Genomic DNA, 24,466 nt, shown 5'->3' on the forward strand with positions numbered 1-24,466 from the left:
AAATCTTCGATTCATCAGATTTGGAACGACGGGGCCGTTGTTATCAATCGGATTCGACTTGGCCTGGTAATACTTTTCAGTCTTACTCTTATCAGTCTCTCTAAAACAAACCATCCTACTCAAGTTATCGCGCATATCATCGGCACCGGACTGATGGCGAGTTATTGTCTTTTGGAATTTATTCTCCATAGAACCGGTAAAGTGGGAGTTCGTTTTCAAAAAACGTTAGTTCTCTTGGACGTGAATATTTTAACTCTCACGCTCATCGCCGATTGTTCCATCGAGCCTACGGTTTCTTCGGGCATTCTCTCCAATATGTTGCTCTTCTTTATTTATTTTTATATCATGATTTATTCTTCCTTTTTAGGTCAGAGAAGTTTTGTTCTTTTGATAGGAGTTCTTTCTGCTCTCGGAATTGCCGCCGCCATCTTTGTCGCGTGGAAAGGAGGAATGGGTCTTACCGAAAGTCCGGAACAGGGAAAGATCCCCGGAAATATGATCTTATCGGTCCAAATCGTTAAGATTACTTTTGTTTTTACCGCGAGCGTGATCCTTGCTCAATTGATGAGCCTCTTTGCGAAACTGACGGACGAAGGTTCCAGGCTCTACGAGGATTCTCAAACGATCCTTTCTAAACTCAAAGAAGACAGATATAAATTGGAAAATTCAGCTGAAAGTTTGGAAACGTCCATCCGTAAATTTGCGGACTTCATCAATCGTACCAGTCAAAAAATGGAATCTCAAGCCGCGGCTTTGGAAGAAGTCAACGCGGTTCTGGAAGAACTTTCGGCGTCTTCGTCTAACACCGCGCATTCGATCGAAACACAAAACGTAAGCCTCGTCGAGCTTGCGAACGATTCCGATAAGTTAGGCGAAATTCTAAAGAATAGCGCTTCACTCAGCGAGGCTCTTGCGATCTTCGCTAAGGAGAATAAGGTAGATATGGAGAATGTAATGATCGCCGCCGAGAAAACAAAATCGTATCTGGTGGACATTACGAATTCCTTCAACCGAGTCGACGAAATCAATCGTATCATGAGCGAGATCGCGGATAAGACTAATCTTTTGGCTCTCAACGCTTCCATCGAAGCCGCTCGCGCCGGAACCGCGGGGAGGGGATTTGCGGTAGTAGCAAACGAAGTCAGCAAACTTGCCGAATTTACTTCGGGCAACGCGAAGTCCATTTCCGAAATCGTAAATCAATCCCGCAAATTTATCGAAGAGGCGAGGATTGCTTCTACCGAAACGGGAGATATGACCGAAAACCAAAAGATGAAAATTTTGGACACAGTCGAAAGAATCGAAAGAATGAACGTCTTTTATCTGGAGCAAAAATCGATTATTCAAAAGTTCGTTTCCGAAGTGAATCGAATCAAAACGACCTCGGAAGAAATCCTAAGATCGACTAAAGAACAAATGTTAGGTCAGGGGGAAATGGTTCAGACGATGGGACATCTTGGAACCGAAATCAACGAGATCAACGACGATTCCGGATTGTTGCAGGAAGAGATTATTAAAATCAAAACTCAAGCCTCCGAATTGAGAGTTTTAAGCATTCAAAGTGTAGAGTAAAATAGGGGAGGGTGCGTTATACGCCTCTTCTCCCGTTTTTTTGTCCTCTTTTACTTCTGTTGAATCTTTACGTTTGATTTTAGAGTAGGGTTTAAAACCGTATATTCCGTTTTTATGTTTAATAAGTTCCCTACTTTATCCATCACTCGAAACTCAAAGTTATGTTTTCCCGGTCCTAAAACGAGCCCTTCGGCATAGTTCTGAAATTTATTTCCGTTTTGCTGGAATTGGATCGATCTCATTCCGGAAATAAGGTCTTCACATTGTATTTGTATTTCGGATTGAATAGGCAATAAATTTCCGTAAGCGGCTTGAGGACTCAATTGGCAAATGGGAGGACTTGCGTCTAAAATTCCAAAGATGGTTTCCTCAGTTTTGTTTCCGGCAAAGTCCTTGGCTTGAATCTGAATTCCAAAACTTCCATCTTCTAAACTTTGCGGAATCTGAAATCGGTAGAGATTCTTTTCTTGAGAACTCGGATTTACCGGAATTTTTTTTCCGTTTTGCAAAAAGAAAAATTCAGTTTCGGCAACTCCGGAGACAAGATCGACCACTTCCACTTGCAGACTTTGATCCTTTCGCGTTATAGGAACCGATTCCAAACGAACACCTTTTCCTATTTCAGCACGTATCTCAGGCCTCCTCGTGTCTTGAACGACTTCCATCAAACGGGTCATTTCCTTTACACCCGATGCGGTTTCGGAAAAGAATTCAACATCGTTCTTTCCTTCTTGTAAACCCGAGATCGTTCCTTGATATTCTTTCCATTCCCCCTCGTTGACTCGAAAGAAAACTTTCACTCCGTTTTTACCGGCGCTTGGATTGTCTAAGACCAGTTTTTCGTTCTGAGTGGGAGAAAGAATAATCGCCTTTGTCATCGGCGGAGCTTTTCTCTCCATGCGAACAAAAGGACGTAAGGAATCGATCAAGATAGAATCCGAGGGTTCCCCTTTTGACTGCATTCTTCCGATTCCGACGACCCTCACATAACGTTCGTTAGCTTCCGGAAAGAATTGAACCTTTTTTTCTTTTACGTTTAGGCTTCTAAGAATGATTTTAAAATCGGAACTATCGGAAAATTCCACGTTATACGATTCGGAAGACGGATCCGTTTTCCAAGAGAGCTCGAGTTCCTTTTTCTCCTGAGCAAACGCGCTTTCTATGAATAAAAAAAGAATTCCAATCCAAAGAATTTTGACTACATTCATTTTGTTTGAAATTCCTTATCAATCTGAATCTTGCTCGGAATCGGAAACGGTTCCACGGGAGCCTTTCCTTTTTCAACGTATGTTCCAAAGCCGGCCTTTACGTCCACAGCCTTTCCGGCTCCTTCCACATTGACAACACCTTCGAAACAACCCACATCGGTTCTCTGACCTTCCTCGTTGCCCACATAAAACTTAGTTCCTCTCACTCCAACAACCGCCATCGCCGTATTGATTACGAGCTTTGTAAGAGAAGAATTCTTTTTACTTTTGATCAAAGAGGACCTAACGTCCGCCTGGAGTTGTCCTTTTTCCAAGAAGATTTCAGGAGAACCTTTTTTAGAAACGGAGAAGCTGGATTTCTCATAGATTTTTACTTTTGTTTCATTTTCTAAAAATGCGAGAGAGGCGCCCGACTTATTTCCAGTTTTCAAACTTTCTCCATCTCTGAGAATTTGATTTTTAGAAACCGAATTCCAAATCGAAGCGTTTCCATCCTTACCTTTTTTTGAATATTCAACCGCGCCAAAAAATAATTCCAGAGAAGCCAGGGGTTGCGCTTCGGGTTCCACAATTTTTCTCAAATGAGAAGGAACCTTTAATACCATTCCTTCCTTAATCAGAGATGGGTTTTGAATTTGATTGTATTTTAAGAATTCCTTCCATTTTCCGGGATCATTGAGAACTTCTTTTGCAATCTTTGTAAGAGAATCGTTCCTTTTGACCTTATATTCTTCCAGAGTTTTATCATCGGTCGGATTGGATGTTGCGTTCTGAGAAAGGAGAGAAACGGAAAACAAGAGAAAAAAAAGACAAAGGAAGAATCCGAGATTTCGAGAGGTCATAAGTTCTAATTTCCTAATTTTAAGGTGAAAATTTATTTTGTAAATTTGTTGCTAATTCGATATTTCAGAAAATAATCTCTTGAAAATTTAGACGAGAGTTTTATTTAATTTCAGTTTAATAAGCGAGGGAATTTCAGTGTTTCAAAGATGGTTACAAACGGCGTTTTTTTTGACTCTTATCTTGTTAGGATTTTTAGTTCCGGGCAAAGTATCTTCCCAAGCGGACGACGCGGCGGCGGCGATTCAAGAAGCTTGCGGGCGTTTGGTGAACGAGGGACTCTATAAAAGCTGTAAGGCGGCACCCGGATTTTCGGCTTCTCAAGGTTACTACAGTCAATCCGCGCAAATTAAATGCGAATGTATCAACAAGAAAGACAACGGTAAAACAATCGTTACTATTACCTTGGGTCAATACTACTAAGATTTAAGAGCTCTCATTTTTGATTTCAGCGAAAGAATGAGAGCCTTTCATAGAATACGGATCTTCTTCTTACTCAAAATCACTCCAGAACTTAAAAATCAAAACGATCCCAACCCAGAACTTCAACGAATAATTTCGAAGATTTGATTTTTCGCTCGTAATGAGACATAATATGTATTATCGGAAGTGATGGATGTATTTTACTTATTAAAACAACCCTAAATGGAAGGTCTTTTCTCTTTATAATTTGGCAAAACCTTCGCAACAACTACCGACTTTCTCCCTTCTACCAAATCTACAAATGTGAAACCCTTCCTCTTCGATTCATTCTTATCTGTTTCCAATAAGAACGGATTTCTTGTCTTCAACGAAACCAGGATGATCTCGAAATTCGAATCCGGATAATGTCGACATACAAAAAAGTCAGAACACCATAAATAGACAATATGGGTTTTATGATTTCGATAAGGATCGATTTTTTTATGAGTCAACTTATAAGGGTTAAACTCCAAGTGGTTTCAAAAAGAAGAACCTCTAATCCGATTCCGGATCCTGAGGTTCTTCTGTAAAAACTGAGAGCCGTTAAAAGTTTCAGTTCTTGCTTAGTTTAATTGGAATGTTCCCACGCCTCCGTCGGCAGTATTTACGATAATCGTGTAGGAACCGGCAACGTTAAATTGGATTTGAGCAGAGCTTGTAATCGTAGCCGAGCCTGAAATGAAAACAAAATCCGTTCCTGCAGCTGCCAGGTTTACACCTTTTACTATCGGACAACCACCCTTATAAACCGCGACTCCGAGAGTCCCTGCGCTTACTTGAAATTTCGCGACACTTCCTGCGGTTGCAACGGGAATTTGGATCGCGCTGTATTGTTTGTCGATTTGGGTAAACGAAAGCATATACGGTGTTCCGTTTGCGATCGCAGTCATAGAAGCGATGGATGTCGGCGTTCCTGCTGGAGAGAAAGAACAAGTATTGTATCCGCCAGCCGCGAGTAACAATGCTATATAAGATGAGTCATCATCCTCTTTCGATTTGCACGCAGAAAGAAGTCCGATCAATACGATACAGACACCTATTTTTTTTGTTAAATTCATTTATATTTCTCCAAAGAATTTTCATTCACTTGGAGTCACGAATTTAAAAGAGTCAAGTTTATCCCGAGCGTTATCTTCTTCTATCTTTGTTAGTTGTTCCTTTTTATATTCCCATACCATGTATACTTTTATAATATTCATTATTTATAATTTATTTTTATATCCACAAAAATAAGTCGATATGAATCGAATTCTGAAAAACAAATATATCACAGCAGACAAAATCTTAAGTTAAAAAGTTTAGGACCGTCCAAGCTTTTATACTGATTTAAGAGAGTTTCATTCCGAATGGAAGGAACGCTACATTTCTCCACGGAATTTTAAATCGTTTCACAGTCTAAGCCCGATCTATTTTGATTCTATTCTAATTCAAACAAAGAGTAGCCGGAAAGATTACCAATGAATCCTGCTTCCGTATTTTATTCTCCTTATAATCGTTTTATAAGGACCTTTTACTCAGGATATAAGTCCTTTCCCTAAATTCTTTATCAATCCGAGAATTTCAAAATTGAAAACCAAACAAATGCTCTCATAGAAATCTTCGATCGGACGATACGTCGTCGGGAAGAAATGTTTGGAAGTAACACCGAACGATTTACAAAAATGGAGAGAAACAAATGCGAAAGAAATCAATCCAATCTCAACCGCCGATCCAGAATCGATTTTTAACTCGATTCTGGATCGCTCTTTTACTTCTAATCCTCGTCGCATGCGACACAAATCGATCGGAACCGGAATTCTTATCAACTGCCCTCGGTCTTTCGTTTGATAATTCGGCGCAGACGACATCCGCAAGTTTAAGTAAACCTCTCACAACAACTTCTTCCAACTTTCTTTTGAATTCGGGTAATACTTTGAACCTACCCTTGAGCGCAGACGGACGTTATATCGTGGACAACAATCAAAATCGATTTAAACTCAAATCGGTAAATTGGTATGGAGCCAGCGATACAAAATACGTGGTCGCCGGTTTAGATAAACAACCGATCGAACATATCGTCTCTTTGATTCAAGAATGGGGTTTTAATTCGGTTCGCCTCCCCTTTTCCAATTTGATGATTCATTCCACTACTCCGGTATCAAACGATGCGGTAGCGGCTAATCCACAGTTCTACGGAAAAACTCCATTAGAGATTTATGATGCAACGGTAAACGCGCTTTCTTCCGCTGGAATTCTTGTGATTCTTAACAACCATACTACTTTTTCCGAATGGTGTTGCGGTTACGACTACAACGGTCTCTGGTATCACACCGGTTCTACCTTTGCATACAACCAAACGACCGAAATGTGGCAAGCCGACTGGTTAACGATGGTTCGGCGTTACAAAACAAACCCTTTGGTGGCCGGCGCCGATTTAAGAAACGAGGTTCGAACGATGAGAAAAGGAGATACTCATATTCCGGATAGTCCGAATTGGGGATCAAACGACGTCAACGACTGGCATAAAGCTTCTCAGGATTTGGGCGCTCTGATTACAAAGGAGAATTCCAATCTTCTCGTCATTGTCGAGGGAATCAACTGGTGGGGACTCATTCCGATTCTCGGTTCCGGAGAAAGGCCACACTTAAAACCGATAAAAGATCTTCCGATCCATCTCCCCCTTTCCAATAAATTGGTGTATGCGGCGCATAACTACGCTTATATCGGACCGAATCACAACGGAGACGATTCCACTTCGAACGGAAATATCAAATACAAAGAAATGGATGAGAACACGTTTTTAAATACGATTCAAAACGAATGGGGATACGTCGCGACTCCTGAAATGTATTATTCTGCGCCCGTGTGGGTTAGCGAATTCGGAGTTTCTCCTTCGAATAGCAGCGCTCAGGATAAAGAATGGTTTCGAAGACTTGTCACTTTTCTAATCGAAAAAGATTTAGACTTCGCCTATTGGCCGTTAAATGGAAATGACGAATGGGGACTTCTTTCCAGCGATTGGTCTCGAACCTTAAAAGACGATTGGAGATTTGAACACCTCAATCGACTTCTTTCAAGCAGCGGAAGAATTGGAAGTGTTCAAGAAAATCATTATTCCAACCTAACGATCGGGAACGGAAATGATAACGCCTCTACCCTTTACATCGACTGGGACAACGGCGCGAACAAAGGAACCTGTCCGGATGGATTTCGAATGAATGGTCTCAGCACAAATCAAAAAGCGCTTTGTACGGATCAAGCGACCGGGAATCTCTGGGCTTCCAACCGGAACTACAACGTCCAAGCGGTTTACGAAACGGGAACTCGTTATCATGGCAACGGAGACTGGGCCGGCGGATTTACAAAATACGAATGCCCTCAAAATTTCTATGTCGCCGGATTTTCAAAACGAAACTGGGGAACCAGTGGAATTCTTTGCTCGGAAAGCAAGATTGTTCTGAGTAATTCTTGTAGAACCGTTTGGTTTGATCGGGGTGACAATCGTTCCTCCAATAAAGGCGGAGACTGGGCTTACGGATCTTATAAAGGGCAATGCGGAGATTCTGAATACGTGGGAGGAATCGCTCAGAGAAACGGAGGAGCAAGCGCCCTACTCTGTTGCCAAATTAGAAATCCTTAATTTACTTTTCCTTCTGTGTTTCGACTCTATAAAACGGATTTGAATAGAGAAAGCCGGAAGGAAACGTCGCTTTAACGATCACGTATTCGTCTTCGGATTTGAATGAATATTCGGCTTGGGTCTTTTGAAATTCTTCTTTTAAAATTCGACCGTTTTTCCCGATAAATTCTAATTTTAAGAATCTTTCGGGAAATTCCGCGGATATTTTTTGTTCTTCCATTTTTAAATCGAGAATTTTAGGATCATCCATATAATCCACAATCTTAATTACGGAAATGTAATTTCCCCGTTTCAAGTTTTTTACAACGTCTTGACGTTCCGTAGAATCGGTATTCAGAAGAATATAACGTGTAAACGTTTCTCCTTCGTTTTGATTGGAGAAAGTGAGTTCGTGAAAGATTCTTTCGTATAAAGGAAGTTTCATCGCGCGGATCAACTCGCCCGGAAAATAGTGGAGGTCGTCTCCGCTCATCGCCAAGAGAGAGTAGCCTTGATCCAAAAGTTGAGTCCACTCCGAAAACGAATCCCCAAAGGGTGAAAAGACCTCGACCGCATCCAGATTTTGCAGACGTTTTACGTCCTTATAAGAAATCGAACCCTCCAGAATCGGGTGGGATACGACTACAAAAGATCCTTCGCGTTTCATTTGATCGATCGTCCATTGAAGGTTTCCCCGATTCGCGTAGAATGGAAAAAAGTCAAAGACAGGAGTCGATGCACCTAACGCGAGAATGTGTTTCCGATTAAAATCTCTTCCCCATTCGTAACCGGGAAAAAATTTTTGACTTTCGGATTCCACTCCACTTACTTTTAGATAATCCGTGATGCCGATCAGATCGTATTTTTTTTCGAGATAACGTTCTTGGATTTCTTTCGGACTGCTCCGAAACGGAGAAAAGCCGTCTCGATTGGAATGAAGATGAAACGCGGTCTTTAACCATCTTTGATTGGTTTTTGAATACGGAGAATGAATGAAAGGTCCGTGAAAAGGAACTGCTTTTTCCGATCTCAAGGGGCTACTCAAAGTCCAAGCGATCAAAAGATGAGCGGCGGTTAGGAATAAAAGTAATCCGAGAATTCGGAACCAAATCTTTGAATCCATTCTCTTTTTGAATACCATAACGCGTTCCATTTCAAAACGATAGCTCAGGATGAGAAAAGTTTTTCTGATTCTTTTCGTTTTTTACGTTCTTCTTTTTTATTCTCTTTTCTAAAATGTCAAAGATTTGTAATTTTCAAAATTCAAACCGCTCTTTGTCGAAAGACAGCTCGGAAACGATTTTCCCAGAACAGCAGATAAGTAAGTGTACACTTAATTAATAGGTTTACAGAATTTGCCAAGTTATAAATTCTGAACTCTAATGCCAGCCCCTGAGATTTCCGTCATCCTACCCACTTTTAATGAAAAGGAGAACATTCCGATTCTTCTTCCTAAAATTGCCAAGGCCCTGCAAAAATTTAAGTATGAGATCCTACTTATAGACGACAATAGTCCCGATCGAACCTGGGAAGTCGCGGAGAATCTCAGAGGAACTTACAAAGAACTTTTTGTTCTCCGAAGAATGGAAGGTCGCGGCCTTTCTTCTGCGGTTCTTGCGGGAATGTCCATCGCAAAGGGAAAAGTTTTTGTTGTGATGGATGCAGATCTGCAACACGACGAATCCATTTTATCGGAATTGATAGAACCGATTCTCAATCAAAGATCGGACGTAAGCGTAGGAACTCGATACACGAACGGCGGTTCTACTTCGAATTGGTCTTGGATCCGAAAAGGTTTTAGTTATTCTGCGACAACCCTCGCCAAACTTTTTTTACCCATTCCCGTGTCCGATCCTATGAGCGGTTTTTTTGCAATCTCAAAAGAATATTTTGAAAAAACGGCGGAGAGAATCAACCCAAGGGGATTTAAGATTCTATTAGAATTTTTGCATAGATCGGAAGTGGCCCCGAGAATTACGGAGGTGCCTTTTACTTTTCAGAGCCGAAAGTTCGGTAAAACAAAATTAGACGGATCGGTGATTCGAAATTACTTAGTGGCTCTTTTGGATCTTCGTTTTGGTAAATGGATCTCCCCTACTTTTTTACTTTATTCTCTTGTAGGATCTTCGGGCGTTTTTGTGAACCTTTTCGGACTTCTGATCGGAGAAGCCTTTCACTTCCCAGAAATCACTACCCCTTTTCAATTCCTAAACCCGTTTCACAGTTCGGTCTTGTTCGGGATTGAAATATCCATTCTTTCCAATTTTATTCTGAACAACTATCTCACTTTCTATGAAAAGAGATACGACGGAATCAGAATCGTCCAAGGGTTGGTTTTGTTTCACCTCGTAAGTCTTCTCGGACTTTTGATTCAAATCAGCGTATTTCAATTTTTGTATCATAGAATCTTTATATCCGAATTGAATTCTTCCGGACTTCTGATTAAATTCTTTTCAGATTCGCTTGCTATTTTAGCCGCGATGATTACAAATTACTTCTTAAACTTAAACGTCACCTGGAAAGGTTCCAAAGACGAATCTCGTTTTTGAAGGAGTTTTTATGTCGAAGGTTTTAGTTCCATTCGCGGAAGGAATGGAGGAGATGGAAGCGGTCATCATAGTGGACGTGCTTCGAAGAGCAAAGATCGATGTCACGAGCGCCTCCCTCCAAGAAGGAGTTGTCACAGCTTCCAGAGGAGTCCGTCTTATAGCGGATACAACCTTAAAAGAAATCGATTTCAAAGACTTCGATATGATCGTTCTCCCCGGCGGCAACGCAGGGACCAAGGCTCTCTCCGCGGATCAGAGAATTGCGGAACTCCTACAAGAAGCCAAGAAGAATGGAAAATGGATCGCGGCAATCTGCGCGGCTCCGAGTATTTTAGTACATCAGAATATTCTTACGCACCCGGATAAGTTTACGGCGTTTCCGGGAGTTGTCTCGGAGGAACCGGGTTTTACGGGATCGAGACTTGAAATTTCCGGAAAAATCGTGACGAGCGTAGGCCCCGGATCTGCATTTGAGTTTTCACTGGAGCTCGTAAGAATTCTTCGAGACGAGAAAACGATGCAGGAAGTAAAAGCAGCGCTTCAACTGGCAGAATGAAAGAGTTTTTAAAATTTCATTCCGAAAAATTAAATAGGATCACCGCGATTACAGGCGCTGGAATTTCGGCGGAAAGTGGAATTCCTACGTTTCGCGGAGAAGAAGGACTCTGGAAAAATTTTCGTGCGGAAGAATTGGCAACTCCGCAAGCATTTCAAAAAGATCCAAAATTAGTCTGGAAATGGTATCTCTGGAGAAGAGGTATCATCGAAAGTAAAGATCCGAATTTAGGACACTTCGCTCTCGCAGAATTAGAAAAACGTCATACTGACTTTTTTTTAATCACTCAAAACGTGGACGGCCTCCATTCGAGAGCCGGTTCTAAAAAGCTCATTGAAATTCACGGAAACATCTTTATCAATCGTTGCAGTTCCTGCGAGAACGAAATCCTAGTTCCTGTTTCGACTCCGAACGAGCAGCTCCCTAAATGTAATCTTTGCGGCTCACTTTTTCGCCCCGGCGTCGTTTGGTTTGGAGAATCATACGATGAATCCAAACTCAATCACTCGATCCTGAGAATGCGAAATACGGATTTACTTTTGATTATCGGCACTTCGGGAGCCGTTAGTATGCCGGTCTATTTGGCGGAAATCGCGAAGGAAAACGGAGCACTTCTTATTGAGATCAATCCGGAAAAGACTTCTTTCTCTTCTTCCGTGGATCTTTTTTTAAAAGGAAAATCAGGGGGAATTCTTCCTGAATTGGCAAACGAAATAATTCAAATTCTATAATATTCTATCTTTCGTAAATACCAAGGACTTGAAGAAAGTCCCTTGTATTTAAACATTCTTACGTTAAATTGATTGCAATACAATACCGGGCATAGAAACGTAACCAGGCAATTTTTCAACTCGACCCAACCAATTTCGAATTTGGTTATAAGGTTCTAAATCCACCTTCCCTTCGTTCGCCAGTGCAATGTAGGGATACATCGCCAAATCGGCGATAGTCGGCCGTTCGTCGGCAAGCCATAGATTCTTAGCCAGATGGTTTTCCAAAAGATTCAATAGTTGATTTGTGATGATCACCGCTTCTTCGACCTGAATCGACTTTCCAAATCGATAATGAGTGCGTAACGCGGCCGGTCCTCGAGTCACCTCGTTTGCGGCGGTCGAAAGCCATTGCATCACTTTGGCGCTTCCGATTCCGGATTTAGGAAACCATTCTCCCTTTCCATATTCGATCGCAAGATAAACGAGAATCGCCTGACTATCTCGAATCAAAACATCCTTATCCTTCAAAACGGGGACCTGTCCAAACGGATTCATAGACAAAAAATTTTCGGATTTTTGTTCTCGTTCCGCGCCGTTTACCGGACGACTGGTATATTCTAAATTTAGCATAGATAACAGCATCCGGACCTTGTGACAATTTCCGGAAACCGCGAATTCAAAAAGTTCCACTGTTTCTCCTTTTTCTCTTCCAATACAAATATGTTTTGAGATCGGATCCGAATTCTTACTCTGGAAGTCGTGTAAAAATAAAATCCGCGTAATCGTTAAAACAACTCGGAGACATGTGCCCCGGATCGCTGAAATCATCACAATCATACTTCGAGTCTTCATTCATATTCCAGAATGCGGTTCCGGTCGACTCATGCAATTGGTTCAAAATAGGAAGCATGATATCGTAAGGAGTTTTTTCGTCCTTTTCATTGGTAAGAACCTTTCGAGTTTTATAGAGTTCAAAGTAAGGACGGGAAACCCGCACCCAGATCGTAGCGTATGGAACTCCTAGCCCTTTCGCGATGGAAATCGCATCCTCTTGATTGGACATCATTTTCGGATTGAATGTAAACGGAGTGAGGTAGGATTTAAAATCAGTATTCGACCTTTTTTTGAGTAACTCGGGAGAAAGGACAATCTTAGGACTGGAATCGGAGGTCGCACTTCCTCTTTGTCTTTTTAGATTCTCCGTAATTTCATCCCTGAGTTTGCTATAACCTTTCGCCATGGCTCCGCCTTCTTTGGCTCTGGCTCGGATCACGTTCCAACGAGGGCGATTTTTGAGAGTATGAAACAATTTCTTTCCAATGTATCCGGTAAGATCCGAGGAAGAATAACGATCCGCGTGTCTAAAAACAAACGAGGCGCTGAGTCCGTAAAATAAAACTTCGTCCAAGGTCAAAACCGAAGAGGAATTAAAAATTTCAATCGACTCATCCATCAGGATAAAATCCGGTTTTACCCCGTCGGATTGAAATCGTTCCAACCAATAGAGATAATAATCGGGAGAACCGCCGGGAACTGAGAAGTTAAACAGAACCCAATTCGGATATTTTTTTTCGATGTAATCGTTTCTAAAAAGAAGAGCTCTGGAATTTCCGAAATAAACCAAGACCTTCTTTCTTTCTTTTTCCTTTAGATAACCTTTCAATTCCTCAAAAAGAAATTCCTTATGACGAAAGTTGAGATCGGAAAGTGTGAGAGAATAATACGGCTCCAACGTCGTGGAACTAATCACTTTATCGATACTAAACGCTATGATAAAGATTACGAATGGAACGATTAGAAATCGATTTCGGAACATTCTATTTTCCTAAAACTTATAATAGATAAACGCGCCTGAATCTTCCGAAAACAGTGCAAGTAAGAAAACTGTAAGAACTCCTACAAACGTAAGAAGCCAAGGATCATACTTTCGGAAACGTTTCCAAAAATCGGGAACATACTGAACCCAGTTGAAAAGTACGAGAGCCAAAAATAAGTAAAAGAATTTCTCTACATTCTCCATCTGATTGAGAAGAAAAAAGGAGTTTCCGTCCACCAAACGTCCCGCCTCTCCGATCCAAGCGGAAGTAGAAGAACTCGAAATTTCAGACTCGATCGAAGAAGGAGAATTTTTAAAAATTCCAAGAACGTGTTGCACCATCGTCTTTGCGTTATTCGCTCGAAACAGAACGGCGCTAAATGAAAACAAAAGAAAGATAATCGCAGCCTTAAACACTTTTAGGATTGCGTTTTTTTCAGGAGTCAACTTCCAACCAAGAGTATTCTCCAGATAACGTTCCCCTGCGAGCAAAACTCCCCAGTAAAAACCCCAAGCGATAAAAGTATAATCCGCACCGTGCCAAAAACCTCCGATCGTCATCGTAAGAATCAGATTGAGATGAGTTCTCCACTGCGCCGCGCGACTTCCACCTAACGAGAAATAGATGTAATCCCGGAGCCAAAATGACAACGTTATATGCCATCTCTGCCAGAGTTCTCTTCCGCTTAAGGAAAAGAAAGGCGCCTTAAAGTTTTCAGGAAGATAAAAGCCGAGTAACGCGCCCACCCCTCTCGCCATGTCCGTAAGGCCCGAAAAATCACAGAAGACTTGAATCGAATAACCGATTCCCGCTAGAATCAGGGAAGTAGAATCGTAAACTTCCGGATTGGAAAAGATCGGAGAAATCAAACCGGAAGCGGGATCGGCTATCAAAACTTTTTTGACCAGACCGCTGATCATCAGATAACTTCCGTTATAGATTTTATCCCGATTCGGTTCCAGGTTTTTTAAGTTCGGAAAAAAATCTCCCGTTCTCATAATCGGACCTGCGATCAAGACCGGAAAAAACAAAACAAAAAGAAAATATCCTTGGATTGAAATGAGTTCGCCATCAGGATTTCTTTTCGCGTCCACGGCCGCGGCGATCATCTGAAAGCTGTAAAAGCTGATCGCAAGCGGAAGAATGATGTGCACGATTCCTTGGATCTCTTGAAAGAATGGATAACCCGTAAGATCAGCAAGAACTCTAGAAAAGAAATAGAAGTATTTAAAAAAACCGAGATTGATACAGTTAAAAAGAACCGCCGTGATCATCCATCTTTTGGAATTCTCACGATCAAGTTTGATCTTCTTGTAGAGAAAGTAATTGAGAAGAATGACAAATACAAAGTGAAAGAAAAAAATCCAGGAAAACCAGATGTAAAAAAAGGCGCTGGAAAGGATTAAAAAATCGGGGCGATTCTTTTTAGGAATGAACCAATAGATCGTATAAACAACGGCAAAAAAAATCGCAAAGGTAACGGAGTTGAACAGCACTGTTTATCTGCCCTTCCTAAATAAATTTTTCCAATATTCCATTTCTTCTGAGCCCAGTTTTTTATCTTTGTAGTCTTCGCTGTCGGGCTCCGCCTTCTTAGGAGAGGTTTCCGCGAGAATCAAGGCAGCAAATTCTTCGGAAGAGATCGGACGAGCTCCCCATTTTTTTGCGTGAAAAAAAATCTCTTTGTCCGAACTGACGACTTGCACGTCCGATGGCCGAGCTTGTGTGCGAACAAACTCTTTGATCAAGTCGTCCGCCTTTCTTTCTCGACTAAAATACACATGCAGTTTTCCAAACGTTTCTTGATAAACTTCGCTAGCGATCTCTTTTTTGCCGTCGAAGAAAACGTGAAAGGTTTGGTTTTTCTTTTTTTTAGAATACAACTCTATCCATTCCAAAACAACCGCTCTGGCTTTCCCCAGTTGATTCTGATACATCAATTCTTCCGTTTCCGGGAACTTATAAATCAGATTGAAACCGTCAATCGCCACTAGTGAAGACATGGAATTGTAGTGACCAGAATCCCATTCTCGTAAATACTGTAAACCAACCTTTCCAGGGAGATTATGAGTAAAATGGCTGATTCCGAACGTAATCCGGTCCGGGTCAACAAATTTAACGTCTGGCATTTTTATCTTTGGCTCCGCGCGTTACCGGGATCCGGTAGAGATCTGTTTCTTCTTTCTCTCGCGGCCTTCGACGTTCTTCTTCTTTTGATCTATAATTCTTATAAAGAATTTCTTCCCAAAGAACTCTATGCCTACGTCATCGGTTTTGACTTTTTTGTTCTCGTGATTTGGGGCGTGGAACTCATCACAAAATTTAGAAAATCCAAAGACCCAGGAACATACTTTTCGATGAATTGGTACGAAGTCGTGGGTGTGATTCCCTTTTACTTTCTTCGTCCCTTTTTACTTTTGAGAGGAATCAAGATCCTGATCGCATTCTACAAGTTGGGTCAGTCCGGACAAAATCTAAGCGATATCGTAACGAGAGAAATCACGTTTCGTTTTCGGGACGTCATCGTGGATACGATCGCGGACGCCGTCTTTTTACATTCTTTGGAAAGAGTGGAAGAAGTGATGATTCGTCTCGACTACAGTCAACTCGCCAAACGCGCGTTTGAACTCCACCAAACTCAGTTTAACTCAAAGATAAACGAATCTCTTCAATCCAAATTCTTATTGGGGGAATTGTCCCGAATTCCGTTTATGGGAGAAATTTCAAAACGACTCGGAGAGGATATCAGCGCGATGATCACCGACGTTTTAGAAAACGAGGTCACGGGTGAGATCATGAAACAGATTACGGAAACCATTCTCAAAGAAATGGCGAATCACGTAAAAAAACTTCCGATCGAAAGAATCACACGTCCTCTTGAAGTTGAAAGTTCGTTACAGGAAACACAAACGATTCTCAAAAAAGAAGAAGAATCTCCGGTGACGTCGACCGAACCCGAATCGTAATCTGTCTATCCTTCATGAGTTCGATCCTAAGCCGCATCTCCTTTCCGTGGAATTCCACTTCTTATTCTCTTGCGATCGCAGGAGGAGGATGTAAGGCGTTTTACGGTCTTGGAGCCGGTCATTCGTTTCGAAAATGGGGATTGAATCTTTCTCAAATTTCTGGGGTCAGCGCCGGAGCCGCGATGGCGCTTTGTATTCTTTCCGAAAGAGAAGAAGAAAGCATAACGTATTTTGAGGAACTCGCCAGAAGAAATTCTAAAAATTTTCGTTTCCTAAATCTTTTCAAAGGATTGTCTCCGTTTCCTCACGAGAATATTACGAGAAGATCGATTCGTTATAGCCTCGATCTAAAAAAAATCAAAGAATCCTCCGTAAAAGTTTTTATCGGCGCCGTAAAAGCAAAGCCGATCCATAAAATTCACGGAACAAAAACTTCAGTCTCTCGTTTGATTTCGCGAACGATGCAGGCTTACATTCAGGACGAACGAGACAAGCTCAAAGGAAGAATAGCGAACCGCGTTCAGTCGATCTTTGACGAATGGAGTCTGGAAAATATCGTATATTCGGAAAAGGATCTCAAAGAACCCGAAACCGTAGAACAGATCCTACTCAATTCCTCATCGGTTCCGCCCGTGGTTTCTCTTCAAAGAAAGAACGACGAATTCTTTTTGGATGGAGGGCTTACGAATAACTTACTTCTGGAATACTTTTCTTATTCCCAACCCAAAATCGGAATCTACTACGAAGACAACACGATCGTCGGCAAATCTTCGGATGTTTTAAAGAATACTTATCTTTTCAAACCCTCTCGCCCGATCGGGATTAGTTCCTTTGATTATACAAATCCGGTCGGGGTTCGAAAGGCCTTTGAACTCGGAAAGGAAGACGCGGAGAATCGAAAGAATGAGATTTTGGATTTTATTCAGAAGGTTCGATAAAAAACACTTGCGAATCTATTTCGAACGTTTAAAATTTTTAACCGAGAGGAGTGTTTGATTTATGAAATCCGTAGAAACTTGGTTTGGCGAATACGCCGACAGTCACAGAAATCCAGTCAATAAAAACATCCATTGGATCTGCGTTCCGTTGATTTACTTTACCGTCATCGGTCTTCTTTGGTCGATTCCGGTTCCTTCAATTTTTGCATCCGTTCCTTATCTGAACTTCGCGACCATCGCTCTTGTGTTAGCCCTTGCGTTTTACATCCGACTTTCACCGGCTTTGGCTTTCGGGATGTTACTTCTTACCTCGCTCATGATCTATCTGATCATTCTCTTACAAGCAACCGTGCTTCCAGTAATGATCGGAACTTACGCGTATGGACTTGTCGATCTTTCGATCACGATCTTTGTCTTGGCTTGGATCGGACAATTTATCGGACACAAGATCGAAGGGAAAAAACCTTCTTTCTTTAAAGACATTCAGTTTTTGATGATTGGTCCGATTTGGCTCTTGGGCTTCGTTTATCAAAAATTGAAAATCGCATACTGATCGTTACAATCGATCTCTTCGGAACCGCCTAACCCAAATTTCTTGACCGGCAAAGGCGGTTTCATCATCACGTAATACGAGTTATGGACAAAATAAAGATCGAGGGATTCCGATGCCAAAGATAGTAAATCATGAAAAATACAAAATAGAAATTCTGTCCAAGTGTGTGGATATTCTGGCGCGGAGAGGATACTCTGCAGTTTCCATGAGAGAAATTGCAACCGAACTGGACGTTTCCACGGGAACTCTCTATCACTACTTTGCAACCAAAGAAGACATTTTTAAAGAGTTGGTAAAGTTCGTCCTCAATAAGGACATCGAAGAATTACAACTTTATTCCAAAGGAAACCCAGGTCAGACGCTCGAAACAAGAGTCGATTCTCTTTTTCAGATGATCCAAGCGAGAGAATTCTACTTTCAGAATCTACTCTACATCATCTGCGACGTTTCCAGACTCAAGAATCACGAAGAAGAAAAAGTTCTCATCGCCGATGCGATGAAAGAATACGTGAACATCATTACAAAACATCTCGGAGTTACAAACCCGACCTTAAACCGTATTTTGATCAGCGTAATCTTAGGAACCGTAGTTCAAAGAATCGTGGACGGAGACGCGATTAGCTTGGGTGATACTTCGGAAGTTATCAAAGATTTTATGGCTGTGATTCTTTCCAACTCTTTCACTTTCTAAACTCAAAAGATCCGATAACGTTCTTCCACTGCCTTTGTTTCTTTTTGAATCCGACTCGGGTTCCACTTTAGATGTTTTCCAAGAGAACGAATCAATCGATTCGTTTCTTTTTCTTCCGGAAGACCCGGAACTCCCACCCCGGATCTGCGAAAGAAGAAGTCGGTCGCAAATCGAATGTCTTCCCTTCCCGCAATAAATCTCAGTTCACTCTCAAAGAATTTTTCTCCGTTCTGTAAGGTATAAAATTCTTCCTGAGCTCCGCTTTTGGAAAGAATGGAATAAGACTGAGATCCGTATCTTGTAGCGGCCGTCTCGATCAACTCCCCTCTCAATTTCGGAAACTTTCGACTTAGGTCTCTCATCAAAGAAGGCAGATCTGAATAATCTCCCGTAGCCGGAGGAATGATTTCGGTTTCGCAAGCACGGAATTCTCCGGGTAAAAATTCCACTATCTTATTGACTACCATCTCGCCTACGGCGCGGCTCGTAGTATATTTACCGCCCATCGCAGTAAAAAATCCGGGGAAACCTGCATCCTTATGATCAAAGATCTCCGTTTTACGAGACGCGTTGTAAGTAGACGTCGTTTCACTCGGATCTTCCACCAAAGGACGTAAACCTCCGTAATAAAAATCCACGTCTTTTACCGTAAGGTCCGTGTAGCCAAAGGAAAAGTTCACTTCGCTTAACAAATCTTCGATGTCTTTTTTGGTGACTCGAAACGCATCCGGACTATCGGGATATTCCGTATCGGTGGTTCCGATGATGGTCTTATTTCTCCAAGGAATGATAAAGATATGAGTTCCGTCTTTCTTTTTAGTTACGATCGTTTTATCGCCGCATATCTTTCTCGTAACGACGTGGATTCCTTTGGAGCGAACCAAATTTTTATCGGCGGGAACTCCGGCCAGAGATTCCACAAAATCCGCCCAGGGGCCGGCGGCATTGACGACACATTTGGTCCGAAAGGAAATTTCCTTTCCGCTTAACTTGTCTTTGGCGACGACTTGATAGGTGGAATCGTTGTTACGCGCGATCGAAATCACTTCGGTATAATTTTTTGCTTCGGCGCCCTTTTCCCTCGCGGAAAATATAAATTCCGAAGTATGACGTTCCGGATTGAGATTGAGATAATCGTAATATAGATAAGAGCCTTTTAATTTTTCCCTTTCGAGAGTCGGAGATTCCATGATCGTTTGCTCTTTTGATAGGAAAGAGTATTTCGGAATCAAACGGTCTTCCGAGATATTCCGATTCCGATCATAGGAAAGAGCGTTGTACATTTCCATTCCTAGTTTCAAAACGATTCTTTCTGCTTGAGAATATACAGGCACGAGAAAACCCATCGTTTGCACAGCGTTCGGAGTAATTCTTGCGAGGGTGGCTCTTTCCCGAAGAGATTCGCGAACTAAACCCAATTCGAAATTTTTTAGATAACGTAGCCCGCCGTGAATCAACTTGGACGTGGCCTGACTCGTTCCCGACGCATAATCGTTTTTTTCCAACAGAATCGACTTCAAACCTCGTAACGTAGAATCCCAGAGAACATTTGCACCTGTAATTCCACCTCCAACAATCAAAAGATCGTATACGGAAGAAGTAGAACTCTTGGAAGTATTCGTTTTAGTAGAAGTAGACTTTGTTTTTATTGCCATACCAGTATTGATTTTTTTAAAAATGGCGGGGTCAATCGCTTTTAGGTTCACTGTGAAAAATCGAGGATTTTATAAATTGAAATCAATATATATAAATCCAAAAACTCTGATTGAAAAAAAAAGAATTGTAGGAAGATTAGAAATACGATGACCTTGCCTAGTACCTTCAAAAGATACTTCCGTCTCTTCTTTGACATTCACGAAGATAGAATCCGTTATGCGAAAGAATACGTGGAGGATCTGCACAGACAGGCGCGGCTTCTCCATTATCCTGGATCCATCATCGGAACTTTTGTTTGGTTGGGTTTCGCGTTAGACACCGATCGAAAATTACATCCCGAATTTCCCGAACTTTTTTATTTTCGAATCGGGCTGAGCTTACTTAGCTCCTTCTTTTTGATTTCCATCGCGATCGATAAATTCGCAAGAACCCAACTCCGAGGTAAGGGTTTGGAGTGGGCCTACATTCTCTTTGTATATCTTTTAAACGTTACCGCCTTTTTTACCGGAAGAATCGCCGACGATCCCAATTATGTTTCCGGACTTCAGATCGTAGTGATGTCCATGGTTTTTATGCCTTTTCCGAGAAAGGCTTTGATTCTTCTATATTCCGTTTCCATTCTCAGTTTTGTAAGCGCGGTTTTTTTATATCACCCAAATCTTTCCACGGATCAAGCGTCTTATTCCATGCAGAATCTTGCGATCAGTTATCTCCTCGCTTTTTTCAGCGGCTTTATCGTGGAACGATATCGATTTTCTAACTTTGTCAGTCATTTTAAAATCTTAGAAAAGAATCGGGAAATTTCCGAGAACATGGAACAGATTCAAGGACTGAAAGAAAAACAGGACGGGGATTATTTCCTTACCTCCCTTCTCTTGGATCCTTTGATCGCAAAAAAAACGGAAAGCGGTCCGATCCAAATCGACTTTGCTTTGAATCAGTATAAGAAATTCAGTTTTAGAGAAAAGGAATATGAATTGGGAGGGGACTATCTCAGCGCTTACGACCTCACCCTCCAGGGAAAAAAATTCAAAGCGTTTATCAACGGAGACGCGATGGGCAAATCCATCCAAGGAGCCGGCGGAGCCTTAGTGTTAGGAGCCGTGTATAATTCAGTGATCATTCGTTCAAAGATGGATCCGGATTCCGCAAACCGGTCCCCCGAAAGATGGTTAAAGGATTGTTTTACCGATCTTCAAAAAGTTTTCGAAACCTTTGACGGAAGCATGCTCGTCTCCGCTGTTCTCGGCCTCGTGGAAGAAAGCACGGGAACATTATATTATCTGAATATAGAACATCCTTGGTTGGTGATCTACCGGGACGGCAAAGCTTCCTTTATAGATCCGGAAACCCATTTTTATAAATTGGGCGTAGGAGGTATTCATGGGCAGGTGTTTGTAAAAGTCTTTCAAATGAAACCGGGAGACAAAGTTTTCTGCGGTTCCGACGGTAAGGACGATCTCATCTTGGATGCCAACTTCGAAGGAAAGAGAAAGATCAACGAAGACGAAACCGAATTCTTAAGAAGAGTGGAAGAAGCTAAGGGAGAATTGTCTGAAATCGAGGATCTCCTTTTGGCAGTGGGAAGTTTTTCCGACGACTATAGCCTTCTATCGATCCGATTTACAGGAACCCCTTCTACCCCGATCGAACAGGATCGATTCTCCAGAGCCAAGAAGGCGGCTCTTTCGAATGACTTTGTAGGAGCTCTTACGATCTACGAAGAGACAAACGGGAAAAACGAACTTTCTTCCGAAGAACTCAAACTTTTTGCCAGACTTTTGGATAAGACCGGAAAAATTTCCCAGGCACTTTCCAAAGCGTTGCAAGCTCTGACGGAAGATCCGGCGGATCACGAACTTCTTCTCTACACTTCCTTACTTTCCAAAAGAACTTATTCTCAAACCAAGGATCCTTCTCTTCTCAAAAAAGCGGAAGAATTGGGGGAACGATTTCGACTTCGATTTCCGGATCACGTTAAGAATCTGATCCATCTGGCTGACGTTTATCGTCTCCAGGGAAATCTGAACCGAGCGGTCTTTCTGATCGAAAGAGCCGGAGAACTGGATCCCAAAAACGAGCGAGTCAAAGAACTCAAGGAACTGCTTCGTTCTTAAATCATTCAGAATTCTGTTGCGAAATCCAATCGGATCCAGATTCTTGTGCTTCGGACAGTTTTATCTTTCCTTCGGAGAATTAGAGAGAATATGTTTTATACCGAACTCAATGCAAAAATAGATTATTCAAGAGATAACTTGAGATGGAACGCCTGGGGAGCATACGGCCAAGACTTTTTTAGAGTGGGTCAAATGCAGGAGATTCTGGAATTTCTTTCTGAAGAATTCAACGTCACCGAAATCCGAAAAACGCCTCCCGTTGCGTTAGAAGAAGTGACCCTTCCCAAATCCGCGCTTAGCCCCGCACAAATCCGCGAACTGAGTAAGATCAGCGGAACCAAACATTTTTCTACAGAGCGCAGAGAGAGAGTTTTCCATTCCGCCGGAAAAAGTTACTACGACGTTCTCAGACTTTCCTTCAATACTCTCAAACATTTCGTAGATGGGGTCATCTACCCCGGAAAAGAATCTGAAATCGCAAAAATTTTAGAATACTGTTCCAAAAATCAAATCACCGTTATCCCGTTTGGCGGCGGTTCTTCCGTCGTTGGCGGTCTGGAAGTTCTTAAGGGAAAAGGTCAGAAGTCGGTTCTTTCCCTCGATACGACTCGAATGGACGGGCTCATCCGTTTGGACAAAGAAAGTCATCTCGCCACTTTCCAAGCCGGAATCTACGGACCAAAATTGGAAAAGATTCTAAACGATCAGGGTTTTACCCTCGGACATTTTCCACAGTCTTTTGAATATTCTACACTCGGAGGTTGGATCGCTGCGAGAAGCGCGGGACAACAATCCAATCGTTACGGAAAAATTGAAGAAATTCTTACCTGTTTAAAAGTAGTAACTCCTTCCGGAGTTGTGGAAACTTTGAGAGATCCCGCTTCTTCCACTGGACCGGATCTCAATCAAATCTTTGCGGGAAGCGAAGGTTTACTCGGAATCATCTCCGAAGTGACGATCAAGATTCATAAACTTCCGGAAACCAGAAAGTATTTTGGAATCGTTTTCCCGAACTTTTCAGCCGGTTTGAATTTTATCAAAGAAGTAAACCACAGAGAAATTCCGACTTCCATGATTCGACTTTCCGATACCAACGAAACTCGCCTGTATCAGACGTTAGGCACGCTTGGTAAGAAAAACACTCCTGCTCGCTGGTTAAAAAATAAGATCCAAAACGCAGTTCTCAGCTGGAAATCGATCGGAGAAGATAAATGTGTGATTCTTCTAGGAATGGACGGAACCAAACTGGATGTGGCTCAGAACTTCGCTAAAATCAAAAAGGTAATTCCGATGTTCGGAGGTTTGTACGCGGGAACTCACCTCGGCGAACAATGGATTCATTCCAGATACAATATGCCATTCTTACGCAATCACGTAATGGAGAATGGAATCGGAGTGGATACGATGGAAACTTCCACGACATACGATCGGGTGCTTCATCTTCATAAAGAAGGCGTCGCCGCTCTTGAAAAATCGATTCCGGGTTCTATCGCGATGTGTCATATCTCTCACAGTTATCACGAGGGAGCTTGTCTCTACTACACGATCATCTTTCCGATGGATTCTAAAAAACCCGCCGATCAGTGGTTCAAAATGAAACGAACCGTCTCGGATTGTTTTATCCAAAACGGAGCTCCGATTTCCCATCACCACGGAGTCGGTTTTGATCATAAGTCTTGGTATGAAAAGTCCACGTCCAAACCCGCCTTATTGGGTTTGAGGGCGTTTAAAAAAGAGATCGATAAAAAAGAGATCTTAAATCCTGGGAAAGTTTTTTACTAAGAATAAGAATCGTTTCACCAAAAGGGGACTTTCTACCAATTCAAAAAAGCCCCTTTTGTTCAACCTCTAGATCCTAAACCGACAAGGGAGCTGAATCTTCAAAAAAAAATCTGTCGTAACAACGACAGAACTCCGTAAAACGAGCGCCCCACCCTGATTGGGTGGAGGTGGAGAGGTGGCGGGAAAAAATCGGGGAAGCTTTCCATACCAGAGAATAAACCTTTTCACAAGCACAAAAATTTTCCTCCGCGTGTAGGATCTCTTACAAAAGTTCGGATTGGATTTTTCTTGATTCTAAAAATCTTTCCAAATTGAGATAGGCTGTCTGTAAAACAGGAAGGACTTGAAATCCGCTCTCAATTGTTTTTCATTTCGACAATCTACCGGAACAATTTTCTCTCGCGCTCAAACGTTTTTGACTTTTTAAAGATAGGTTCCTAACCCATAA

General features: G+C 41.9%; 21 protein-coding genes (1 of these 21 cut by a window edge). 12 read left to right on the plus strand and 9 right to left on the minus strand.

The window, feature by feature from the left end; translation table 11 throughout:
* A protein-coding gene (locus A0128_RS10195) for a methyl-accepting chemotaxis protein (RefSeq protein ID WP_069607413.1) crosses the window boundary here: on the plus strand, nucleotides 1–1,572 show its 3' portion. Its footprint begins 24 nt before the window's first position; 1,572 of the gene's 1,596 nt are visible here — the last part of the coding sequence; the start codon falls outside the window, past its left edge; the stop codon is at nucleotides 1,570–1,572.
* Nucleotides 1,573–1,622: 50 nt separating this feature from the next.
* Here the strand turns inward: A0128_RS10195 and A0128_RS10200 are convergent, their stop codons facing one another.
* Together A0128_RS10200 and A0128_RS10205 are read right to left on the minus strand one after the other, a co-directional pair.
* Nucleotides 1,623–2,780: an Ig-like domain-containing protein gene (locus tag A0128_RS10200; protein WP_069607414.1), complete on the minus strand. Its 1,158-nt coding sequence runs from the start codon at nucleotides 2,778–2,780 to the stop codon at nucleotides 1,623–1,625.
* Nucleotides 2,777–3,622, minus strand: coding sequence for a FecR family protein (locus tag A0128_RS10205; protein WP_069607415.1), 846 nt, complete (start codon nucleotides 3,620–3,622; stop codon nucleotides 2,777–2,779). Before A0128_RS10205 ends, A0128_RS10200 begins: the two co-directional genes overlap by 4 nt.
* 136 nt (nucleotides 3,623–3,758) lie before the next feature.
* On the opposite strand from A0128_RS10205, the gene A0128_RS10210 reads away from it, so the two are divergent.
* Nucleotides 3,759–4,043 (plus strand): hypothetical protein, encoded by a 285-nt coding sequence (locus A0128_RS10210; protein WP_069607416.1) that lies wholly within the window; start codon nucleotides 3,759–3,761, stop codon nucleotides 4,041–4,043.
* 602 nt (nucleotides 4,044–4,645) lie between these two features.
* On the opposite strand, the gene A0128_RS10220 is transcribed toward A0128_RS10210, so the two are convergent.
* Nucleotides 4,646–5,140, minus strand: coding sequence for a hypothetical protein (locus A0128_RS10220; RefSeq protein WP_069607418.1), 495 nt, complete (start codon nucleotides 5,138–5,140; stop codon nucleotides 4,646–4,648).
* Between the two features lie 617 nt (nucleotides 5,141–5,757).
* Here A0128_RS10220 and A0128_RS10225 point away from each other — a divergent pair.
* On the plus strand, nucleotides 5,758–7,701 hold the full coding sequence (locus A0128_RS10225; protein WP_069607419.1) for a glycoside hydrolase family 5 protein: 1,944 nt from the start codon (nucleotides 5,758–5,760) through the stop codon (nucleotides 7,699–7,701).
* A 1-nt stretch (nucleotide 7,702) separates the two neighbouring features.
* Here A0128_RS10225 and A0128_RS10230 read toward each other — a convergent pair whose 3' ends face one another.
* Nucleotides 7,703–8,821: a PHP domain-containing protein gene (locus A0128_RS10230; RefSeq protein WP_069609235.1), complete on the minus strand. Its 1,119-nt coding sequence runs from the start codon at nucleotides 8,819–8,821 to the stop codon at nucleotides 7,703–7,705.
* Between the two features lie 241 nt (nucleotides 8,822–9,062).
* On the opposite strand from A0128_RS10230, the gene A0128_RS10235 reads away from it, so the two are divergent.
* From A0128_RS10235 to A0128_RS10245, 3 genes are read left to right on the plus strand one after another with little or no spacing between them, the layout of a single operon-like run.
* Complete coding sequence (locus tag A0128_RS10235) at nucleotides 9,063–10,229, plus strand: glycosyltransferase family 2 protein (protein ID WP_069607420.1); 1,167 nt, start codon at nucleotides 9,063–9,065, stop codon at nucleotides 10,227–10,229.
* A 10-nt stretch (nucleotides 10,230–10,239) separates the two neighbouring features.
* The gene (locus A0128_RS10240; protein ID WP_069607421.1) at nucleotides 10,240–10,785 is read left to right on the plus strand and encodes a DJ-1 family glyoxalase III; all 546 of its coding nucleotides are present in this window, start codon (nucleotides 10,240–10,242) and stop codon (nucleotides 10,783–10,785) included.
* Nucleotides 10,782–11,516, plus strand: coding sequence for an SIR2 family NAD-dependent protein deacylase (locus tag A0128_RS10245; RefSeq protein WP_069607422.1), 735 nt, complete (start codon nucleotides 10,782–10,784; stop codon nucleotides 11,514–11,516). Before A0128_RS10240 ends, A0128_RS10245 begins: the two co-directional genes overlap by 4 nt.
* Nucleotides 11,517–11,579: 63 nt before the next feature.
* On the opposite strand, the gene A0128_RS10250 is transcribed toward A0128_RS10245, so the two are convergent.
* From A0128_RS10250 to A0128_RS10265, 4 genes are read right to left on the minus strand one after another with little or no spacing between them, the layout of a single operon-like run.
* Nucleotides 11,580–12,188 (minus strand): glutathione S-transferase family protein, encoded by a 609-nt coding sequence (locus A0128_RS10250; RefSeq protein ID WP_245667142.1) that lies wholly within the window; start codon nucleotides 12,186–12,188, stop codon nucleotides 11,580–11,582.
* Nucleotides 12,189–12,243: 55 nt separating this feature from the next.
* A complete protein-coding gene (locus tag A0128_RS10255; RefSeq protein WP_069607423.1) occupies nucleotides 12,244–13,314 on the minus strand; it encodes a DUF1574 domain-containing protein in 1,071 nt (356 codons plus the stop codon).
* A gap of 9 nt (nucleotides 13,315–13,323) precedes the next feature.
* Complete coding sequence (locus A0128_RS10260) at nucleotides 13,324–14,811, minus strand: MBOAT family O-acyltransferase (RefSeq protein WP_069607424.1); 1,488 nt, start codon at nucleotides 14,809–14,811, stop codon at nucleotides 13,324–13,326.
* A 3-nt stretch (nucleotides 14,812–14,814) separates the two neighbouring features.
* Entirely contained in the window at nucleotides 14,815–15,318 is a 504-nt protein-coding gene (locus tag A0128_RS10265; RefSeq protein WP_069607425.1) for an NYN domain-containing protein, read from the minus strand.
* A gap of 72 nt (nucleotides 15,319–15,390) precedes the next feature.
* Here A0128_RS10265 and A0128_RS10270 point away from each other — a divergent pair, with 72 nt between their 5' ends.
* From A0128_RS10270 to A0128_RS10285, 4 genes are all read left to right on the plus strand, one after another.
* The gene (locus tag A0128_RS10270) at nucleotides 15,391–16,281 is read left to right on the plus strand and encodes a hypothetical protein (RefSeq protein ID WP_069607426.1); all 891 of its coding nucleotides are present in this window, start codon (nucleotides 15,391–15,393) and stop codon (nucleotides 16,279–16,281) included.
* Nucleotides 16,282–16,295: 14 nt separating this feature from the next.
* The gene (locus tag A0128_RS10275) at nucleotides 16,296–17,219 is read left to right on the plus strand and encodes a patatin-like phospholipase family protein (RefSeq protein ID WP_069607427.1); all 924 of its coding nucleotides are present in this window, start codon (nucleotides 16,296–16,298) and stop codon (nucleotides 17,217–17,219) included.
* A 61-nt stretch (nucleotides 17,220–17,280) separates the two neighbouring features.
* A complete protein-coding gene (locus A0128_RS10280) occupies nucleotides 17,281–17,772 on the plus strand; it encodes an Mpo1 family 2-hydroxy fatty acid dioxygenase (RefSeq protein ID WP_069607428.1) in 492 nt (163 codons plus the stop codon).
* Nucleotides 17,773–17,884: 112 nt separating this feature from the next.
* Nucleotides 17,885–18,463: a TetR/AcrR family transcriptional regulator gene (locus tag A0128_RS10285; RefSeq protein WP_069607429.1), complete on the plus strand. Its 579-nt coding sequence runs from the start codon at nucleotides 17,885–17,887 to the stop codon at nucleotides 18,461–18,463.
* A 2-nt stretch (nucleotides 18,464–18,465) separates the two neighbouring features.
* Here A0128_RS10285 and A0128_RS10290 read toward each other — a convergent pair whose 3' ends face one another.
* Nucleotides 18,466–20,118: a glycerol-3-phosphate dehydrogenase/oxidase gene (locus tag A0128_RS10290; protein WP_069607430.1), complete on the minus strand. Its 1,653-nt coding sequence runs from the start codon at nucleotides 20,116–20,118 to the stop codon at nucleotides 18,466–18,468.
* Between the two features lie 147 nt (nucleotides 20,119–20,265).
* Here A0128_RS10290 and A0128_RS10295 point away from each other — a divergent pair, with 147 nt between their 5' ends.
* Nucleotides 20,266–22,236, plus strand: a complete 1,971-nt coding sequence (locus tag A0128_RS10295) for a SpoIIE family protein phosphatase (RefSeq protein ID WP_069607431.1) — start codon at nucleotides 20,266–20,268, stop codon at nucleotides 22,234–22,236.
* A gap of 90 nt (nucleotides 22,237–22,326) precedes the next feature.
* Entirely contained in the window at nucleotides 22,327–24,018 is a 1,692-nt protein-coding gene (locus A0128_RS10300; RefSeq protein ID WP_069607432.1) for an FAD-binding oxidoreductase, read from the plus strand.
* Nucleotides 24,019–24,466: the final 448 nt, after the last annotated feature.

It is taken from the genome of Leptospira tipperaryensis (genome assembly GCF_001729245.1).
In the GTDB taxonomy this organism is placed as follows: Bacteria; Spirochaetota; Leptospiria; order Leptospirales; family Leptospiraceae; genus Leptospira; species Leptospira tipperaryensis.

What these genes read in the sequence shown, in the direction of transcription:
- A0128_RS10235 (WP_069607420.1), top strand. Translation starts at nt 9,063, where the DNA reads ATGCCAGCCCCTGAGATTTCCGTCATCCTACCCACTTTTAATGAAAAG.
- A0128_RS10285 (WP_069607429.1), top strand. Translation starts at nt 17,885, where the DNA reads ATGCCAAAGATAGTAAATCATGAAAAATACAAAATAGAAATTCTGTCC.
- A0128_RS10220 (WP_069607418.1), bottom strand. Translation starts at nt 5,140, where the DNA reads ATGAATTTAACAAAAAAAATAGGTGTCTGTATCGTATTGATCGGACTT.
- A0128_RS10275 (WP_069607427.1), top strand. Translation starts at nt 16,296, where the DNA reads ATGAGTTCGATCCTAAGCCGCATCTCCTTTCCGTGGAATTCCACTTCT.
- A0128_RS10205 (WP_069607415.1), bottom strand. Translation starts at nt 3,622, where the DNA reads ATGACCTCTCGAAATCTCGGATTCTTCCTTTGTCTTTTTTTTCTCTTG.
- A0128_RS10240 (WP_069607421.1), top strand. Translation starts at nt 10,240, where the DNA reads ATGTCGAAGGTTTTAGTTCCATTCGCGGAAGGAATGGAGGAGATGGAA.
- A0128_RS10200 (WP_069607414.1), bottom strand. Translation starts at nt 2,780, where the DNA reads ATGAATGTAGTCAAAATTCTTTGGATTGGAATTCTTTTTTTATTCATA.
- A0128_RS10265 (WP_069607425.1), bottom strand. Translation starts at nt 15,318, where the DNA reads ATGTCTTCACTAGTGGCGATTGACGGTTTCAATCTGATTTATAAGTTC.
- A0128_RS10255 (WP_069607423.1), bottom strand. Translation starts at nt 13,314, where the DNA reads ATGTTCCGAAATCGATTTCTAATCGTTCCATTCGTAATCTTTATCATA.
- A0128_RS10290 (WP_069607430.1), bottom strand. Translation starts at nt 20,118, where the DNA reads ATGGCAATAAAAACAAAGTCTACTTCTACTAAAACGAATACTTCCAAG.
- A0128_RS10230 (WP_069609235.1), bottom strand. Translation starts at nt 8,821, where the DNA reads ATGGTATTCAAAAAGAGAATGGATTCAAAGATTTGGTTCCGAATTCTC.
- A0128_RS10245 (WP_069607422.1), top strand. Translation starts at nt 10,782, where the DNA reads ATGAAAGAGTTTTTAAAATTTCATTCCGAAAAATTAAATAGGATCACC.
- A0128_RS10300 (WP_069607432.1), top strand. Translation starts at nt 22,327, where the DNA reads ATGTTTTATACCGAACTCAATGCAAAAATAGATTATTCAAGAGATAAC.
- A0128_RS10295 (WP_069607431.1), top strand. Translation starts at nt 20,266, where the DNA reads ATGACCTTGCCTAGTACCTTCAAAAGATACTTCCGTCTCTTCTTTGAC.
- A0128_RS10280 (WP_069607428.1), top strand. Translation starts at nt 17,281, where the DNA reads ATGAAATCCGTAGAAACTTGGTTTGGCGAATACGCCGACAGTCACAGA.
- A0128_RS10270 (WP_069607426.1), top strand. Translation starts at nt 15,391, where the DNA reads ATGGCTGATTCCGAACGTAATCCGGTCCGGGTCAACAAATTTAACGTC.
- A0128_RS10225 (WP_069607419.1), top strand. Translation starts at nt 5,758, where the DNA reads ATGCGAAAGAAATCAATCCAATCTCAACCGCCGATCCAGAATCGATTT.